Raw genomic sequence first — 16985 nt, 5'->3', positions numbered from 1 at the left:
CATTGTTTACTTTTAGAAATTCAGTTTTCGGAGTAGAGCCTTGTTAAGGGCTTGTATTTGCCGGCCTTGTCTTTCTATTCCCGTCTTAATACTGTTGATTTGATTGAATATTTCACAAGCCGTGTTTTGCAACATGTTAGGTTGTCGGAGTTTCTTGTCGGCATGTGGATTTACAATAATGTTGATACCTTTTTCTATCAGCTCCACTGTGATGTCCTCACCGGTCATGACCGGGTCGCCATCGTAATGGATTACTCCGGGATTATTGCGATGGATATGGAGTTTCTTGCATCTGAAACTTTTAATCTTAGAGCTTTTATCCAACGTCTTATTAAACATGTCAATGCTTATTTGAGGAGCTTCAAGCACATCGAATGGTTCCATAATGACAATGTCCATCAATCCGTCGCTCATTGATGCTTGTGGAGCTATGTAAGCATTGTTCCCATATTGTGAGGCATTGGCACATGAAATAAGGAATGCTTCGTATTGGCTGGCCCCGTTTTCGTCCTCTATCGTATAAGTCTCGGGCTTATACTTTAAGCCTTCTCTCAATACATTCTCTATATAGGAAATAGGTCCTCGTTTGCCCGATTCGGCAAACTTTTGGCTTACAAAGGCGTCAAAGCCCATGCCACAAGTACAGAAGAAAGGAAAATTATTGATGATTCCATAATCCAAACGATGAATAACACACTCGTTGATGATGGCAATCGATTTGCGAATATTCAAAGGGAGCATTAAGTGGCGGGCCAATCCGTTACCCGAACCACATGGGATGATTCCGAGCGTAGTATCAGAATTGACGATTGCTCTCGCCACTTCGTTGACGGTACCGTCGCCACCTATCGCGACAACTATATCAATTCCATTCTCCTTACACTCTTTTGCAATTTCAGATGCGTGCCCGGCATGTTCGGTAAGTTTTAGTTGGTAATCGAACTGATCTTTATCAATATCGCTCTCAATTAGGTCGGGAATTCCGGCCTTGCTGGCCGTTCCCGATATGGGGTTCATGATAAATACAATCTTCTTCTTCATTTATACGCGCATTACTGTTGCATAATTTATTGCAAATATAACACTTATTTCAATTAGATAGCTTTAATATGGGTGTTAATTTTCTCTATTATTCACTTTTTAAAGAAAAAATAATGCCAAATCATATCTTTTTAGTATCTTTGCAGCCTGTAAAAAATTAACGTAGTTTACTACACCTTTATTTAAAAATGGGACAATTACAAGAAAGATACGCAGCCTACCGCGAACCACAAAAATATATGGAGGCAGGTGTGTATCCGTATTTCCGTGCAATCACAAGTAAGCAAGGTCCGGAAGTAACAATGGAGGGACATAAAGTCTTGATGTTTGGTTCTAATGCCTATACTGGTCTTACCGGTGATGAAAGAGTTATTGAAGCTGCGCATAAAGCTTTGGATAAGTATGGGGCCGGATGTGCTGGTAGCCGATTCCTTAATGGAACATTGGATTTGCATGTTCAATTAGAGAAAGAGTTGGCAGCCTTTGAGGAGAAAGACGATGCACTGTGTTTCTCTACCGGTTTCTCAGTAAATGCGGGCGTTATAGCAGCCGTTGTAGGTCGTGGTGATTATATTATTTGTGACGATCGTGACCACGCCAGTATTGTTGATGGTCGTCGCTTGAGTTTCGCAACACAACTTCATTACAAACACAACGACATGGAGGATTTGGAGCGTGTGCTTCAAAAGCTTCCAATTGAGGCTGTTAAGCTGATAGTTGTCGATGGTGTATTCTCCATGGAGGGCGATTTGGCCAAATTACCGGAGATAGTTGAGCTCAAGCATAAGTACAACTGTTCTGTCATGGTAGATGAGGCACATGGTCTCGGCGTGTTTGGAAAGCAGGGACGTGGCGTTTGTGACCATTTCGGATTGACCCATGAGGTCGATTTGATCATGGGAACTTTCTCCAAGAGTTTGGCTTCTATCGGTGGCTTTATTGCCGGTGATAAAGATACAATCAATTATTTGCGTCACTCATGTCGTACCTATATCTTCTCTGCCAGTGACTCTCCGGCCGCTACAGCCGCAGCTTTGGAAGCATTGCATATCATCCAAGAAGAGCCCGAACGTTTGGAACACTTGTGGGACATCACCAATTATGCGTTGCGTCGCTTTAGAGAAGAAGGTTTTGAAATCGGTGATACAGAGAGCCCCATCATTCCTTTGTACGTTCGAGACATCAATAAGACCTTTGAAGTAACTAAGCTCGCATTTGAAGCAGGTGTGTTTATCAACCCCGTGATTCCGCCAGCTTGTGCTCCTCAAGACACATTGGTACGCTTCGCTTTGATGGCCAGTCACACGCAAGAGCAGGTAGAGCGTGGTGTGCAAGCATTGAAGAAAGTATTTGTTCAAGAAGGAATCATCAAGTAATCTTCTTGAAACAATTCTCAAAGAAATATTCTTTTTAATACAAAACCCCGAAAGTCAGGCAACTACTTTCGGGGTTTATTGTTTCTTGTATGTTGGCTATGAAGGGCGAAGGGGTGGCCGGTGGGGCGCTTATTCGTTTTTTTTGGCCTTTTTTATGTTAGTTATGAAGGGTGAGGAGATAGCCGGTAGAACGCTTACTGATGAGGGTGCAAGGCGCTTTAGATAGCCGATGATAGTTGCTCGGCGGCGCTTTTCCCGGCCGTGTAGCCCGTTGTCCATGCGGCTTGGAGGTTAAATCCACCCGTGATACCATCGATGTCGAGCACCTCACCTGCGAAAAAGAGGTTTCGACAAGCCTTACTTTCGAGCGTATTGGCTTGTATGCTTTGTAAGCCAATGCCACCACAAGTAACGAATTCTTCCTTAAAACTGCCCTTGCCACTGATGATGTGCATATCGTTAGTGAGGGTTTCGATGAGTTTGTTGAGGCCTTTTCGGCCGAGTTCTTCCCACCGTTTCTCCGCGTCAAGCCCGGCCCTGCCCAGCAAGAACAGCCAAACACGCGACGGCAAGTCAAAGGGTCGCAGGCTGCTCAATTGCTTTTTAGGATTCTTGATGGCCATTTCCATGAGGCATTGTTCCACGGCCGACGCATTGGATTGGTTTACCCAATTGATGGCCACCTTTGTTTGATATTCGTTTTCATACAGATAGCGGGCCGCATGGGACGAAAGTTTCAACGTAGCCGGACCGCTCATGCCCCAATGAGTGATGAGTAATGCGCCCGTACTTTTAAACTTTGTGGTCGGAATAGAGAGCGTTACGGGGTCGATAACGGCCCCCATGAGCTGCGTGAAAGCCTTGTCGGCGATGTTGAAAGTGAATAACGAAGGCACCGGCAAGGCTATTTCATGGCCCAATTGGGCATGGAGCTGAAGGCCTTGCAGCCGTGGCGATCCACCCGTAGTGACGATAACCTTGTCGAAACACAGTGATTTCTGCCCCTTGAAATCGGCCTCCAATCGTCCGTCTTCCAACGACTTGAGCGCCACGAGCCCATGATGAAACACCACGTTCACCCCCAATCGCCGAGCCGTATTGACAAGACAATCAATGATAGTTTGCGAGTCTTGCGACTTGGGAAACACGCACCCGTCGTCCTGCGTCACCAATTCCACGCCATGCTCCTCGAACCATTGGTACGCATCAGTCTCACGAAACGACTTAAAAAGCCGCTTCATGAGCCGGTGACCTCTTGGATAGGCCTGCTTCAAATCGCTGATATGGGCGAAGTTATTAGTCAGGTTACACCGTCCACCGCCCGAAACGCCGACCTTAGCCAGCACCTTTCCGGTCTTCTCATAGATGGTAACATTGGCGTCCTTGGCCATTGATTTGGCGGTGATGGCGGCGAAAAAGCCGGCTGCCCCGCCACCAATCACGGCGATATGTTTTGTTGCGCTCATCATCGTGAATTAACTATATAGGTGCAAAGATACGCCAAAACTAAAGCCAAAGCAAATTAATGAAGCGATATTATGTCATATATTTTTCACTAAAAAAGCCATCCTTGTTTTGTGTTAAATAGCATGGAAAATGCTCTGCTTGGTCCCGTGAACGCCCCGTTTTCATGAGATGGGGCGGTGAATGGTAGATGATGATATGATGAAAAATACGCGATGAAACGCTCAAAGCAGCCTTATGACCGACCCGTAGCCCTGCTTTGAGCTCCTGATAGGTATGCTTTCATCTGCCCGAAGCAACCCTTTTATTTGCCCGAGGCAGCCCTTTCGCACGGTCATTGCAGGCATATTGACTACCATGCAAGGCCTAACCGCAAGAGTAAAGATATACATAAAGAAGATAAAATGTTGATTATCAATGTTTTATTGATAATCCATGAAAAATCCGTTTTTTGACAATAGATTTTTATTTGTCAGAAATAATCAATTCTACAGAGGCTTTTTGTCAAGAAAAATCGCAATTTTTTACTTGATTATTTGCCTGCGTCCCATCAGATTTAACGTGCACTTCATAGGGCCTTGCTTTGATATTTCAATATTTATTCGTATCTTTGTAAGGAATTGTAAGTAAGGAATGAGGTCACGGTTTGTGTGACCCAAGACAAATAACCCACTTTTTATGAGAAGAAAATATCAAAGAGAGATAGAATCGAGAGTGATTTTACCCGCCGTTCAATTTATGCAACGCGAGCGCTCGAGCGGTATTATTTTGGCCATATCGGTCATCGTTGCCCTGCTGTTGGCTAACTCGCCGTGGCGTGATGAGTACGCCGGTTTCCTGCATTACCACTTCGGTTTCGTGTTCAATCATCAGCCTTTCCTTAATTTCAGCATAGAACATTGGATCAATGATGGGCTTATGTCGCTCTTCTTTTTCGTCGTTGGATTGGAGTTGAAGCATGAGTTTATCGGCGGAGAGCTGCGCAATATACGCAGCGTTGTCATGCCCGTGGTGGCCGCTTTCTTCGGAATGCTCTTCCCGGCAGCCATCTATGCTCTCCTTAATTGGGGCACCCCGGTGGTGCAAGGGTGGGGAATACCCATGGCTACCGACATCGCTTTCGCCTTGGCCGTGCTGTATATATTGGGCGACCGAGTGCCTATCACGGTGAAAGTGTTTCTTACTACGCTGGCCATTGTTGACGACCTTGGCTCCGTTTTGGTGATAGCGCTGTTTTATACCTCTGATATTTCCTTGGCCAGTTTGGCTGTTGGCATGGCCATATTGGTGGTAATGTTTATCGGTAATCGGCTTGGCGTGAAGAATGTTTGGTTTTACGGCATATTAGGAATAGGCGGCGTGTGGGTAGCTTTCCTCATGTCGGGTATTCATGCCACCATTTCGGCCGTGTTGGCCGCCATGGTTATTCCTGCCGACTCTCATATTCCGGAGGTTGCTTTCATAGCCCGTATGCGGCGACAGTTGCGCCGTTTCGAGAACGCCGAGGGCAATGACGTGCGCACTTTAGAGCCCGAGCAGTTGGAAATACTGACCCGTGTGCAGGCCGACTCCGTGCAGGCCATGCCTCCTTTGCAGCGTTTGGAGCACGGATTGCAGCCTTTGGTATCGTTTGTTATCATGCCCGTATTTGCCTTGGGCAATGCCGGCGTGTCGTTTATCGACATGGATTTCTCGGTACTTACCGAAAACCACGTGGCCATAGGCGTGTTATTGGGCTTGCTGTTGGGCAAACCCTTGGGCATACTCTCGGCCGTTTGGCTGACCGAACGTGCGGGCTTGGGCCATCGGTCGCGCTCCATGACTTGGCGACGGGTGGCCGGTTTGGGCTTCCTTGCGTCCATCGGATTCACCATGTCGATGTTTGTCACGATGTTGGCGTTTAATCATCACGACCAATATATACAGGCCAAGGTGGGCATTTTCGCCGCTTCTATCCTTGGCGGAATCATCGGTTACCGACTCTTGAAGAAGTAGTTGGTAAACGATTGTTTTTCAATTACTTATTGATAGTTGTGTTTTGTGTGATAAATAGGGTGGATATAGGTGTGTTAAAGTTTTACTTTGGTAAAAAAAACGGACAATATTGGCTAATTTAAAATAAAGTATTAACTTTGTAAACGCATTAATTAACCACGGTTATAACCTTTATTTCTTTATGAACCATCTATCAAATAAGTATTTATTTTTGGTGCTTTTTTTAGTTGTCGGAACGCTTGTTGCCACGGCACAAGTCCGTTTAAGCGGTCGCGTTCTCGACGAAAACCATCAGCCTTTGGAAGCTGCCGTCGTCATGTTGTTGGCCGAGAAGGACAGCGTTTTGGTGGAAACATCTATCACCGATGAGCAAGGTAAATTTTCCTTTAGGCCCAATGTCGGTACATACGTGGTCTATGCTCGCTATTTAGGCTATGCCGATGGGCGCCAAAGGGTAGAAGTTAGCGCCGACAAGCAGTTGGCTGACATGATGATGAGGCCCGTAGCTTCTGATTTGAAGGAAGTTATCGTAACGGCAAAGCACCGCCGCCCCTTGGCTAAAATGGATGGTGGAAAGCTCCAAATAGACGTGGCAAAATCGTATTTGACAGACTTGGGCAACGCATTAGAAGTGCTGCGCCATTCTCCGGGCATATCCGTGAGCCGGCAGGGCGACATCGCCTTATCGGCCTTAGGCGGCACGGCGCTTTATGTGAACGGCAAAAGAATACGCATGCAAGGCGAGGAGTTGGCCGCCTATCTGCGCTCCTTGTCGTCGGCAAGGATAGCCCGGGTAGAGGCATCGGCCCTGCCCGACGCCCGTTATGACGCCGACGGAGCGGGTGGAATCATCAATATCGTGTTGAAATCGAACGATATGCACGGGTTTTCATTGGCCACATCGCATGGTGTTGCCTATTGGGATAACCTCCGAACCACGTCCGACGTGGGCCTGTCTTATCAGTCGGGACAGTGGCAATTGGGCCTGAATTACAACCATGCGCTGGGCCATTACGCCATGAATTACGGCACAGATAAGATACAAGACGGTATCAAGAATATCTCTTATACGGACGATGAGGACATGCGCAACACCTATGCGGCGAGCATGGATGTGGTTTGGCAACCCGGTAAGCGCCACAAACTGTCACTCAATACCTCCTTTAATCTGTTGGCGGGGCCCGGCATTACCGAAACGACTACAAAGATATTTGACAAGGGTGGGACGTTAGATAAGATTCTCTTGGCCAAGAACGACTATGTAAAACAGCATAATCCACGCTATGGCGGTGGGTTGAGCTATGAGTTTATGCCGTCTTCCCGGCAGTCGTTGGCGGTGGCATTGGATTATATAAAGTTCACGGGCCACTCGCGGTGTGACCAGCCCAACCGTTATTTTACGGCGCAGTCGGTTCCTCTTTACACGGATAATTATTACTCCGAGCCACGTAAGGACATTGATATTTACTCGCTGAAGGCTGACTATCGGCATGGGTGGCCCAAGGGAGAAGTGCTGGCCGGCCTGAAGACCTCGGCCATAGAGAGCAATAATAATTTTATTTTTAAGAAGAATGGGCAGCTCGATGAGTCGCGTTCTAATAGCTTTGACTACCGTGAAACCAATGTTGACGGTTATCTGCAGTGTACCTTTAACTTGGGCCAATGGCAGTTGAGCGGCGGTGGACGATTGGAGTATATGCGCACCAAAGGTGAACTTCTGTCGTATAAAAAGGAGTCTGAGATAAATCGTATCAATAGAATCAGGTTTTTCCCCAACCTCTCCTTGGCGTGGCAATTGGGTGAGCAGACGAAGTTGTCGGCCCAATATGGCAGGCGGCAAGACAAGCCCAGATACGAGGACTTGAATCCTTTTGAGTATCTGTTAGATGAGCTTACGTATTGGAAAGGCAATCCTTTTTTGGTGCCACAAACAAGCGATAAATGGCTGTTGGGCTTCTCATGGAGAGCGTTCTCGGTAAATCTGTTTTACAATCATTTGAGCGATTACTTCGTAGGATTGACCGATGTATATGGCGAGGGAAAGGCTGTGATGACCACGAAGAACGTGGGAGACCAGCGCCAATGGGGCTTGGAAATGGTTTATTCGGGTAGGGTGTTGCCTTGGTGGGATGTAAGTTCCAATGTAGGCCTTTATCATTTTACCAATAACTTGGACTATGAGACGTTTCATGAGCGCTATCGTCGGCCGTCGCTTACCTTGTCGGTCAATAATGATATTAGCCTTCCGGGGAAGGTACGGATGGAACTTTCGGCCCGTTATTACTCCAAACGGCAGGGTGGAAGCTACGAGGTGGTAAAGTCGCATGGCAATATGGACGTGGGTTTCAGCCGTGCGTTCCTGAAGGATAAGTTAAGATTATCGTTGCTGATGACGGATATTTTCCATACCGAGCGTTGGGATAACTATGGTCAAAAAGGCACGCTCAATCTCTTTACATGGGGACATGGCGAAACCCGACAGGTGATGTTTAAGGCCGCTTACAGCTTAGGTAGCTTCAAACTAAAGTCTAATCATGCGCCGATAGAGGAGTTAAATCGTTTGTAAAGCGTGGAAAGATAGGGCTGTTTGTGCTTTATTTTGTACTTTTGTAGCTCATAATATTAAAGTAATATAACAACGATGACAAACCGCTGGTTGAAAGTTATCATCTTGGTGGCCTTTCATGGACTGATGATGACTGATTTTTATTATTGGGAACAAGCTAAGAACAGTATCAATTTATTGAAGACCGGCTCGGTGGAAGTGCTGCGGCAGGGGGCTTTAGGCCAAGTAAATATATTGGGAGGACTGCTGATAGCCAACGTAACACTTATAGCTATATTGGTGATATTGCTCCTTTTGAGGAAAAAGAAGTGAGCGTCGGGGCGATAAGAAAGCCAAGATGAATTGGAAATAGAGCCGTGGATGGCTTGGCAGTATAAAAAGAAAAGGAAACCAATGATGGTTTCCTTTTCTTTATGTTTTATCTGATCGCTATTTAAATCAGGTGCTTTGTTTAAAGACCTAAGCCTTTGATAGCATTCTTGGCAGCGTCGTTAACCTTTTGAGTAGCTTTTTCTGAAGCCTTGTTGATGGCTTCATTGGCCTTGTTCTGTGCCTTGTTAGCTTCTTCGTTTACCTTAGCCTTGGCTGCGTCTTCGGCGTTCTTAGCGGCTGCGTTGGCTGCATTTGCGGCTGCGTCTTTGGCAGCTCCGGGCATATTTTTGATGGCTGCGGCAGCGGCTGAGCCTGCTGTTACCAATTTAGAGAGGTCACCCGTAACGGCTGCTTTGGCTTGCTCAATGGTAGCCTCGGCTGAAGTAGGCAGGTTGATGATACCATTTACGAGCGTATTTACGGTAGCATTACCGTTGGTAAGCTGCTTAATCTTCTCTTGATTTTCCTTTATGAAGTTCTTGATGGCTGCGCCATACTTCTTGGCTTCTTCCAATTTACCGCTGTTAACGAGCTCTTGGTACTTAAGCTGAAGGGCTGCCAAGGTAGAAGCAAGGGCATTGGGATCGTTGCTTTCAAGGTTTTTTGTAACCTCGCTTGTCAACTGCTGGGCTGCGCTTTTAAGCGAAGGGTCGGCCAAGGCGTCGATAGCTTGCGCAACAGAAGCGCTGTCTACAACGGTAATGCTGTCGGAGTCGCCGGTTGATTGATTAGCGTTGGTCTTGTTACCACAGCTTGTGAACGAAATAGCAGCAATGGCTGCGGCGAATAACACGATTTTTTTCATAACTTTCTTAAGTTTAAACTAATAATAAATGTCTTTGTATTTAAAACGTCGCAAATATAAGAGTTTTATTTCCTGATTGGCTCTTTTGTTTGTTATTTTTAACTTATAGGGCTGAAAGAATGATAGGCATGCTTTTTGCTGCAAAAGGTTTTAGAAAATAATACATATATAATAAAGAGGAAAAGATTATGGCATTTATAGATTATTATAAGATTTTGGGTGTGGATAAGGATATTCCTCAAAAGGATATTAGAGGCGCCTATCGCAAGAGGGCGAAGCAGTTTCACCCCGATTTGCATCCTAACGACGCGAAAGCCAAGGCTAAGTTTCAGGCTTTAAACGAGGCTTACGATGTGTTATCGGACCCGGAGAAACGCAAGAAGTATGACCAGTATGGCGAACGATGGCGTGAGGCCGATATGTTTAATGGGGCCGGTGGCCAAGGCGGAAGTTATAATTGGGGTGGAGGTCAAGGCGCTCCCTTTGACGGATTTGACTTCTCTTCATTTGGTTCGGGTGGAGGTTTTTCGAGCTTCTTCCAAGACTTGTTCGGGTCAGGTCGTGGCAGTTCGCGTCGTACCAAGACTACGACCACGGCTGCAAAGACAATGACCGTGGACCTTGATTTGAAGACAGCGTTGTTAGGTGGTGAGGTTGTTATACAATTGGATAACGCGCAGAAAGTACGCTTAAAGGTAAAACCTGAAACGCAAAACGGTACGAAGGTGCGTTTGAGAGGTAAGGGCAATGACCGTGGAAATGGGACTTTGGGTGATTTGATTATCACCTATAATGTAGTATTACCTACCGGACTTAACGAATATCAACGCGATCTTATTCGTCAAGTTTTATAAAAACAAAAAAGCGATGGCCTTCACAGGCAACCGCTCCAAATCTTCAATAGGTATTAGTTTCTTTAAGGTAAAAAGATTGTTTTCAGGATAACGATTGCAAATATACGTATTCTTTTTTTATAAACAAAACATTTCATTAATATTTTTTGCTTAAAACGGTTGTGTGGGCACACAATTGTAAATGTTTTGTAATTTGCTGAAAAAAAGAGATTTGCTACCACTTCTTTCACTTATTTGTGAGAAGAAATGATAGCAAATCTCTTTTATTTAATAGGACTATGTGAATTATCTGCTCCTGATAGTCACGGGGCTATCAGGAGCAAGTGGTCGTATTAGATGTTGCGACCATGACAATTCTTGAACTTTTTGCCTGAACCGCAGGGGCAAGGATCGTTAGGGCGAGGCATTCTCTCGGCGTGATAAGGCACGTGGTTGACCTGCTGTGCACCTTCACGGGTGTCTTGTGTGGCGGCTCTACGTTGTGCTTCACGGGCTTGCATTTCCTCAATATTGTCCTTCTGCTCTACATAGTTCTGCTGCTGATGGGGCAATTCGGGAGCGGCTTCGTGAACCTCTTGCTGTAGCTCAGGTATCTGGCCACGCATCAGAACGCTGCAAATACGGTTGTTCATATCGTTGATCATACCGTCCCAAAGCTTCACACTCTCGAGCTTGAAGATAAGCAGCGGGTCCTTTTGCTCATAGCTGGCGTTCTGAACAGAGTGGCGGAGCTCGTCGAGCTGGCGTAAGTTCTCCTTCCAGTTATCATCAATGATATGGAGCATGATTTGCTTTTCAAATTCCTTTACGACCGTCTTGCCTTCTGATTCGTAGGCTTCCTTGAGGTTGCAAGGTATCTGATAGGTGCGCTTACCATCCGTAATGGGCACCAATATGCGCTCAAACATAGCGCCTTGGTTTTCCTCTACTTGCTTGATAACGGGGTAGGCTACCGTTTGGATGCGTTCGGTCTTGCGCTTGAAATTCTCCATCGCAAGTTGGAAGGCACGCTCTTCCATATCCTCACGGTTACCGGTGATTACCTCATTTTCGGTAAATGGGCATTCCATGGCCAGCACTTTGATAAACGCCTCTTTCATTCCCTCATAATCGTTTTGCTCGATAATGTTGGAAACCCGATCCCAAATAACGTTGGTAATATCCATGCCGATACGCTCACCCATCAAGGCATGGCGACGTTTCTCGTAGATTACGGTACGCTGCTTGTTCATGACATCGTCGTACTCGAGCAGGTGTTTACGAATACCAAAGTTGTTTTCTTCCACCTTCTTTTGGGCACGCTCAATGCTGTTGCTGATCATGGGGCTTTCGATACGCTCACCATCTTCAAAGCCAAGACGGTCCATGACGTGTGCGATACGCTCACTACCAAACAAGCGCATGAGCTTATCTTCCAACGAAACGTAGAAAACAGAAGAACCGGGGTCGCCCTGACGTCCGGCACGACCACGCAACTGGCGGTCAACGCGACGGCTCTCGTGGCGTTCGGTACCGATGATGGCCAAACCACCCGCAGCCTTTACTTCGTCAGAGAGTTTGATGTCGGTACCACGACCGGCCATGTTGGTAGCGATGGTTACGGCTCCGAGGCCATTGGTACTCTGACCGGCCAAGGCCACGATGTCGGCTTCTTTTTGGTGAAGTTTGGCATTGAGGACCTGATGTGGGATGCGACGCATCTGCAACATCTTAGAAAGAAGCTCTGATATTTCAACGGAAGTAGTACCTACAAGGCAAGGACGTCCGCTTTCACGCATGGCGATAATCTCGTCAATAACTGCGTTATATTTCTCACGGGCTGTCTTGTAAACACGGTCATCCAAGTCTTTTCGTTGTATGGGACGGTTGGTAGGAATTTCTACAACGTCGAGTTTGTAGATGTCCCAAAACTCACCTGCCTCGGTAGAAGCCGTACCCGTCATACCCGATAACTTATGGTACATACGGAAATAGTTTTGCAACGTGATAGTGGCAAAAGTCTGGGTAGCGGCTTCAACCTTTACATGTTCCTTGGCTTCGATAGCCTGATGAAGACCGTCGCTCCAGCGTCTGCCTTCCATGATACGGCCGGTTTGCTCGTCAACAATCTTGACTTCGCCGTCCATGACAACGTATTCGTCGTCTTTATTGAACATGGTGTAGGCTTTGAGCAATTGCTGCAGAGTGTGAACACGCTCACTCTGAATGCCATAGAAGCTAAGAAGTTCATCTTTCTTATTGAGATATTCCTCTTCGTTTTGATCCTTATGAGCTTCAAGTTGAGACAATTGCGAGGTAATATCGGGCAATACAAACAAGTCGGGATTGCCGGTTTGCTGGGCCAACCAAGCGCCACCCTTATCGGTAAGGTCGGCAGAGTTGAGCTTTTCGTCTACCACAAAATACAACGGCTCTACGGCTTTGGGCATTTCACGGTTGTTATTCTGCATGTAGAATTCTTCCGTCTTGAGCATGCCGGCCTTGATACCTTCTTCAGAAAGGTACTTGATGAGAGGCTTATTTTTGGGCAGGGCTTTATAAGAACGATAAAGGGCGAGGAAGCCTTCCTCGTTGAGTTGGTTTGCTTTATTCTTATCTGATTCGTTTTGAGCGGCAGTTATTTTCTGCTTGGCGTCGGCTAAAAGTTCGGTGGCTTGTTTGCGCTGTACCTCATAAAGTCTTTCTACAAGCGGTTGGTACTGCTCAAACATTTGGTCATCACCTTTGGGGATAGGACCTGATATAATCAATGGTGTACGGGCGTCGTCAATAAGTACGGAGTCGACCTCATCCACAATGGCGTAATTATGTTTGCGTTGTACCAAATCGGCGGGGCTGTTGGCCATGTTGTCACGCAGGTAATCGAAACCAAATTCATTGTTGGTACCAAATGTAATATCGGCCATATACGCCTTGCGACGCTCATCAGAATTGGGACGGTGCTTGTCGATACAGTCAACAGAAAGGCCGTTGAACATGTAAAGAGGTCCCATCCATTCGGAGTCACGCTTGGCGAGATAGTCGTTGACGGTTACCACATGAACACCGTTACCGGTCAACGCATTGAGGAAAACGGGGAGGGTAGCAACGAGCGTCTTACCTTCACCGGTTGCCATTTCGGCAATCTTACCTTGATGGAGTACGGTACCACCAAACAATTGGACGTCATAATGGACCATTTCCCATTTGAGATCGTTGCCTCCGGCAGTCCAATGGTTATGGTAAAGAGCTTTGTCGCCGTCAATAGTGATGAAGTCATTGGCGGGATTAGCGGCCAATTCGCGGTCGAAATCAGTAGCCGTAACGATTGTTTCCTCATTTTCGGCAAAACGACGGGCCGTATCCTTTACAATGCTAAAGGCTGTAGGAAGCACTTCGGTCAGGGCTTCTTCGTATTTTTCTAACGCTTCTTGCTCGAGCTTGTCTATCTCATTAAAGACATCTTCACGCTTGTCGATGGGAAGATCCTCGATTTGTGATTTCAGTTCTTCAATCTTTTGTTTTTGTTCTTGGGCAGCAGATTGAACATACTGCTGGATTTCTTTGGTCTTAGCACGCAGTTCGTCATTGCTAAGAGCTTGGATCTCAGGATATGCTGCTTTAACCTTCTCTACGATAGGTTGAATCAACTTCATATCACGTGAGGATTTATCACCGAATAGTGATTTGAGAAATTTGTTGAAATTCATTCGTTTATATTTATTGATTTATATTCATTAAGATGGCGCAAATTTACAAAAAATATTTTGTAAAGCTTTTTGCCATATAGGCTAATGCCTGCTATATCATATATAATATATAGGTATAGCGGGGGCGTTCTTTAGAAAAGAGGTGATTTTGAGCAAGCGTTGGGTGCTCGTATCCTTATGGATTTGGCAATAGTAGGTGCAATGTGATCTACTGTAATTGGTGTAAGGATATTCTCATGTTTGATTCCGTTTCCGTAGAAAATGACGGGAAAGGGAATAAAAGCAAAGCTGCTGTTGGTAGATTCTTGTGTATCTTCGTTGTATAACTTCCATCCCGGGGCCACTTCTATGATAATGTCGCCGCTGTTTGTCGGGTTGAAACCATTTCTGATATTACGCAAACTGCCGTTGTCAGCAAGCAAACGTTCGAGTGTATATACGTCTGCCACTCCCGCATTTTGGATAAGGAGCTCTTGACAACTGTTTAAAATATCATGTAGGGAGAGCTTTTTCTGCTCTATGATTTTATGGTTAAGGTAAATCTGATTGGAGTGATAAGCACTTATATATTGCCCTTGGCCGTAGATAGCGCTTAGATATACATTAAGCAATTTGGACGTTCTATTAATGTAAAACGTGCCTGTGGGGACTTTGTAATTGCTATATTCGTTGCCTTCTTCATCACGTCCCGTGCTTGTCAGTACAAAGAGTACGCGCTCTTTGCCTACCTGCCGCTCGATGTCATTTACCAGTTTACCGAGCGTCCGGTCCAATTGCATATAGACACTCTCCATCTCTGTTTGCCAATTTAATACGGGCTTGCCCGTAGGATTGGAGGCAGATAATGTGAGATTAAGCAAGTCGGTAACTTCGTCAGCTCCCATGGCAGCAGCCTTGATGGTAGTTATGGCCATGTCGGCGAGAGCCTCATTTGGGGAAGAATCGAATTTGCTGCGGGCTAATTTGCCGGATATGCTGTTGAACCATTTATCCGTTGGAGAAGCATAGAAAGCTGAGTTTTTCCATCGGTTGCTTCTACTGTCTATCCAAATGGCATTATTGGCTGCGTGTCCCGCTGACAAAATGGCGGCTTCCGGATTAGCGGCAATACCGTAAACGATACTTGCTCCACGGGATGAAACTTTCATTTCATCGCCAATGGTAGACGTTTTCAGTTTGTTGGGGGCATATCCATATTGATTGTCGGCAACACAAAAAGAAGGTCGAAGGGTATTGCGATCGAGCCAATTTGTTGAGATAATACCATGATAAAAAGGTGTGGTGCCCGTTGCGATGGTGGCAACAGCGGAGGCAAGATCTACGGGAGTAAATGGATAAGAAGCCGTTTCGTAGACTTTACCTTCTTCTATGAGCTTCTTGAAACCATTGGGAGTGAACAGGGGAGAGAATGCTTCCATATAGTCAGAGCGCAACTGGTCTATCGTGATGTTTACCACGAGCCGGGGCGCTAACTGGAATGCTTGCATTTCCGCTGTCGTCAGTGCGGCTATAAGGAAGGCTAAATATCTATTCAAAAGCTTTTAATTATATGGTTTCTTTTTTATAAGAAGCGTTATTCTAACTGTCAAAATAAGTGCCAATAGGGTAATTCCACTGGCGTAATCTTGAATGAATGAGCCTGCAACTCCTAAGATGAGGCATAGAAGAATCAGTATAATGAAGTTGCGATTTCTTTGCAAAGAGGGTACTAATAACCCAAGTATCAATGGGTTAAGTATCAGAATCTGAAGATTTAGGCTAACTGTAGGATGACGACTAAAGACCATTGCTGTAAGGATAAGTCCGGCCAATCCACAAGTGAGCCATGTCAAATTGTCGCATATTTTGCCTAAAACAGTATATTTGTGTCTGATAATCTCAATAATGGACATGATTAAAAAGAAAATAGACAAGGCTATTATAATATGTAAAGGATTATCAAATATAGAACTTGTAGCGTTCGTTTGAGGGATTGCATTGGTGTCTTGTGGTGAAATCAACCAATGAGTTTCTTTGATAAGTTTGTGCTTATAGCCACCTTTACCAATTAAATAAGTTTTATCAAAGTCTTGTCGTAGCTGGTCAGGGAGGAAATGTTTTTCTTGAAAACCAATACTCGCATCTGCTTTCAAGCCAAGTAATAGGTCGTTGCCCCAGCGTGCCCATAAATGGTTGTCATTCCAACGGTGAATTTCTTTCCTATAAGAAGTCCTGATATGTTTGTCTTTGGGGAAGATAATTGTTTCGCTCAGGTTGCTTAATAGAATGTTACGCGCTCTGGTGGTACAGTTGTCATAAAAGTAATTATACCTATAAACACGATTTTCGGGCAGGTAGTTTTGACGAAGAGCTTTCTCTATAGCCAGCTTGTCTTCATAACTTATATCGAGTATTTGTTCTTTCACCCATCGGCCTTCATAGAGATATTCGGCAATAAAAGTAGAAAAAGGGACGATTCCCATTTCATAATCGGTGATACCAAAAACAAAGCGTGGAATAAAATATTTCTGACGAAAAGAAAACATGCCATAATTAATGACTAAATCTTCATTTGTTTTCTTGTTGTTAAAACGTATGGCCGTGTGTCCATAAAGGCTATAGATCTGTTTGCCGGGACCGCAGGTTATAAGGCTTATATCAATGGAATCAGAATGAAATAATTCAGAAGTGGGGATAGGCTCTTGTGCTTTAGCAATACTTGTTAAAGACACTAAAAAAAAGAATATGGTAATTCTTAAATGCCATCTAAATTGTTTCATGATGCAAAAATAACCTTAATTTCTCACTTATCGTGCAATTAATTCTTTTTTTTTTGATAATTTT

At 45.2% G+C, this 16985-nt stretch carries 11 protein-coding genes; 5 read left to right on the top strand and 6 right to left on the bottom strand.

Going from position 1 to position 16985, the window contains the following annotated elements:
- Positions 1 to 12: 12 nt before the first annotated feature.
- Positions 13 to 1041: a diacylglycerol/lipid kinase family protein gene (locus VIR50_RS11215; protein ID WP_331935201.1), complete on the bottom strand. Its 1029-nt coding sequence runs from the start codon at positions 1039 to 1041 to the stop codon at positions 13 to 15.
- A gap of 188 nt (positions 1042 to 1229) precedes the next feature.
- Here VIR50_RS11215 and spt point away from each other — a divergent pair, with 188 nt between their 5' ends.
- Positions 1230 to 2417, top strand: coding sequence for a serine palmitoyltransferase (spt, locus tag VIR50_RS11210; protein ID WP_331935200.1), 1188 nt, complete (start codon positions 1230 to 1232; stop codon positions 2415 to 2417).
- Positions 2418 to 2635: 218 nt separating this feature from the next.
- On the opposite strand, the gene VIR50_RS11205 is transcribed toward spt, so the two are convergent.
- Positions 2636 to 3883, bottom strand: coding sequence for a BaiN/RdsA family NAD(P)/FAD-dependent oxidoreductase (locus tag VIR50_RS11205; RefSeq protein ID WP_331935267.1), 1248 nt, complete (start codon positions 3881 to 3883; stop codon positions 2636 to 2638).
- A gap of 676 nt (positions 3884 to 4559) precedes the next feature.
- On the opposite strand from VIR50_RS11205, the gene nhaA reads away from it, so the two are divergent.
- The 3 genes from nhaA to VIR50_RS11190 all read left to right on the top strand — a co-directional run bounded on the left by nhaA (position 4560) and on the right by VIR50_RS11190 (position 8754).
- Complete coding sequence (nhaA, locus tag VIR50_RS11200; protein ID WP_331935199.1) at positions 4560 to 5876, top strand: Na+/H+ antiporter NhaA; 1317 nt, start codon at positions 4560 to 4562, stop codon at positions 5874 to 5876.
- Between the two features lie 181 nt (positions 5877 to 6057).
- A complete protein-coding gene (locus VIR50_RS11195; RefSeq protein ID WP_331935198.1) occupies positions 6058 to 8442 on the top strand; it encodes a TonB-dependent receptor domain-containing protein in 2385 nt (794 codons plus the stop codon).
- A 75-nt stretch (positions 8443 to 8517) separates the two neighbouring features.
- A complete protein-coding gene (locus tag VIR50_RS11190; RefSeq protein WP_331935197.1) occupies positions 8518 to 8754 on the top strand; it encodes a hypothetical protein in 237 nt (78 codons plus the stop codon).
- A 139-nt stretch (positions 8755 to 8893) separates the two neighbouring features.
- Here the strand turns inward: VIR50_RS11190 and VIR50_RS11185 are convergent, their stop codons facing one another.
- Positions 8894 to 9619, bottom strand: a complete 726-nt coding sequence (locus VIR50_RS11185; RefSeq protein ID WP_331935196.1) for a hypothetical protein — start codon at positions 9617 to 9619, stop codon at positions 8894 to 8896.
- A gap of 188 nt (positions 9620 to 9807) precedes the next feature.
- On the opposite strand from VIR50_RS11185, the gene VIR50_RS11180 reads away from it, so the two are divergent.
- Positions 9808 to 10473 (top strand): DnaJ domain-containing protein, encoded by a 666-nt coding sequence (locus VIR50_RS11180; protein WP_331935195.1) that lies wholly within the window; start codon positions 9808 to 9810, stop codon positions 10471 to 10473.
- 332 nt (positions 10474 to 10805) lie between these two features.
- Here the strand turns inward: VIR50_RS11180 and secA are convergent, their stop codons facing one another.
- From secA to VIR50_RS11165, 3 genes are all read right to left on the bottom strand, one after another.
- Positions 10806 to 14162: a preprotein translocase subunit SecA gene (gene secA, locus VIR50_RS11175; RefSeq protein ID WP_331935194.1), complete on the bottom strand. Its 3357-nt coding sequence runs from the start codon at positions 14160 to 14162 to the stop codon at positions 10806 to 10808.
- Positions 14163 to 14293: 131 nt separating this feature from the next.
- Positions 14294 to 15697, bottom strand: coding sequence for an alkaline phosphatase family protein (locus VIR50_RS11170; RefSeq protein ID WP_331935193.1), 1404 nt, complete (start codon positions 15695 to 15697; stop codon positions 14294 to 14296).
- Positions 15698 to 15703: 6 nt separating this feature from the next.
- Complete coding sequence (locus VIR50_RS11165) at positions 15704 to 16921, bottom strand: Lnb N-terminal periplasmic domain-containing protein (RefSeq protein ID WP_331935192.1); 1218 nt, start codon at positions 16919 to 16921, stop codon at positions 15704 to 15706.
- Positions 16922 to 16985: the final 64 nt, after the last annotated feature.

This window comes from Prevotella sp. (assembly GCF_036570325.1).
Lineage (GTDB): Bacteria > Bacteroidota > Bacteroidia > Bacteroidales > Bacteroidaceae > Prevotella.
Note: the sequence above shows the minus strand (reverse complement) of the source record. Positions and strands in the feature narration are given on the sequence as shown.

Excerpts from the sequence above, each read along its gene's own strand:
- VIR50_RS11215 (WP_331935201.1), bottom strand. The coding sequence starts at position 1,041 with ATGAAGAAGAAGATTGTATTTATCATGAACCCCATATCGGGAACGGCC.
- spt (WP_331935200.1), top strand. The coding sequence starts at position 1,230 with ATGGGACAATTACAAGAAAGATACGCAGCCTACCGCGAACCACAAAAA.
- VIR50_RS11205 (WP_331935267.1), bottom strand. The coding sequence starts at position 3,883 with ATGAGCGCAACAAAACATATCGCCGTGATTGGTGGCGGGGCAGCCGGC.
- nhaA (WP_331935199.1), top strand. The coding sequence starts at position 4,560 with ATGAGAAGAAAATATCAAAGAGAGATAGAATCGAGAGTGATTTTACCC.
- VIR50_RS11195 (WP_331935198.1), top strand. The coding sequence starts at position 6,058 with ATGAACCATCTATCAAATAAGTATTTATTTTTGGTGCTTTTTTTAGTT.
- VIR50_RS11190 (WP_331935197.1), top strand. The coding sequence starts at position 8,518 with ATGACAAACCGCTGGTTGAAAGTTATCATCTTGGTGGCCTTTCATGGA.
- VIR50_RS11185 (WP_331935196.1), bottom strand. The coding sequence starts at position 9,619 with ATGAAAAAAATCGTGTTATTCGCCGCAGCCATTGCTGCTATTTCGTTC.
- VIR50_RS11180 (WP_331935195.1), top strand. The coding sequence starts at position 9,808 with ATGGCATTTATAGATTATTATAAGATTTTGGGTGTGGATAAGGATATT.
- secA (WP_331935194.1), bottom strand. The coding sequence starts at position 14,162 with ATGAATTTCAACAAATTTCTCAAATCACTATTCGGTGATAAATCCTCA.
- VIR50_RS11165 (WP_331935192.1), bottom strand. The coding sequence starts at position 16,921 with ATGAAACAATTTAGATGGCATTTAAGAATTACCATATTCTTTTTTTTA.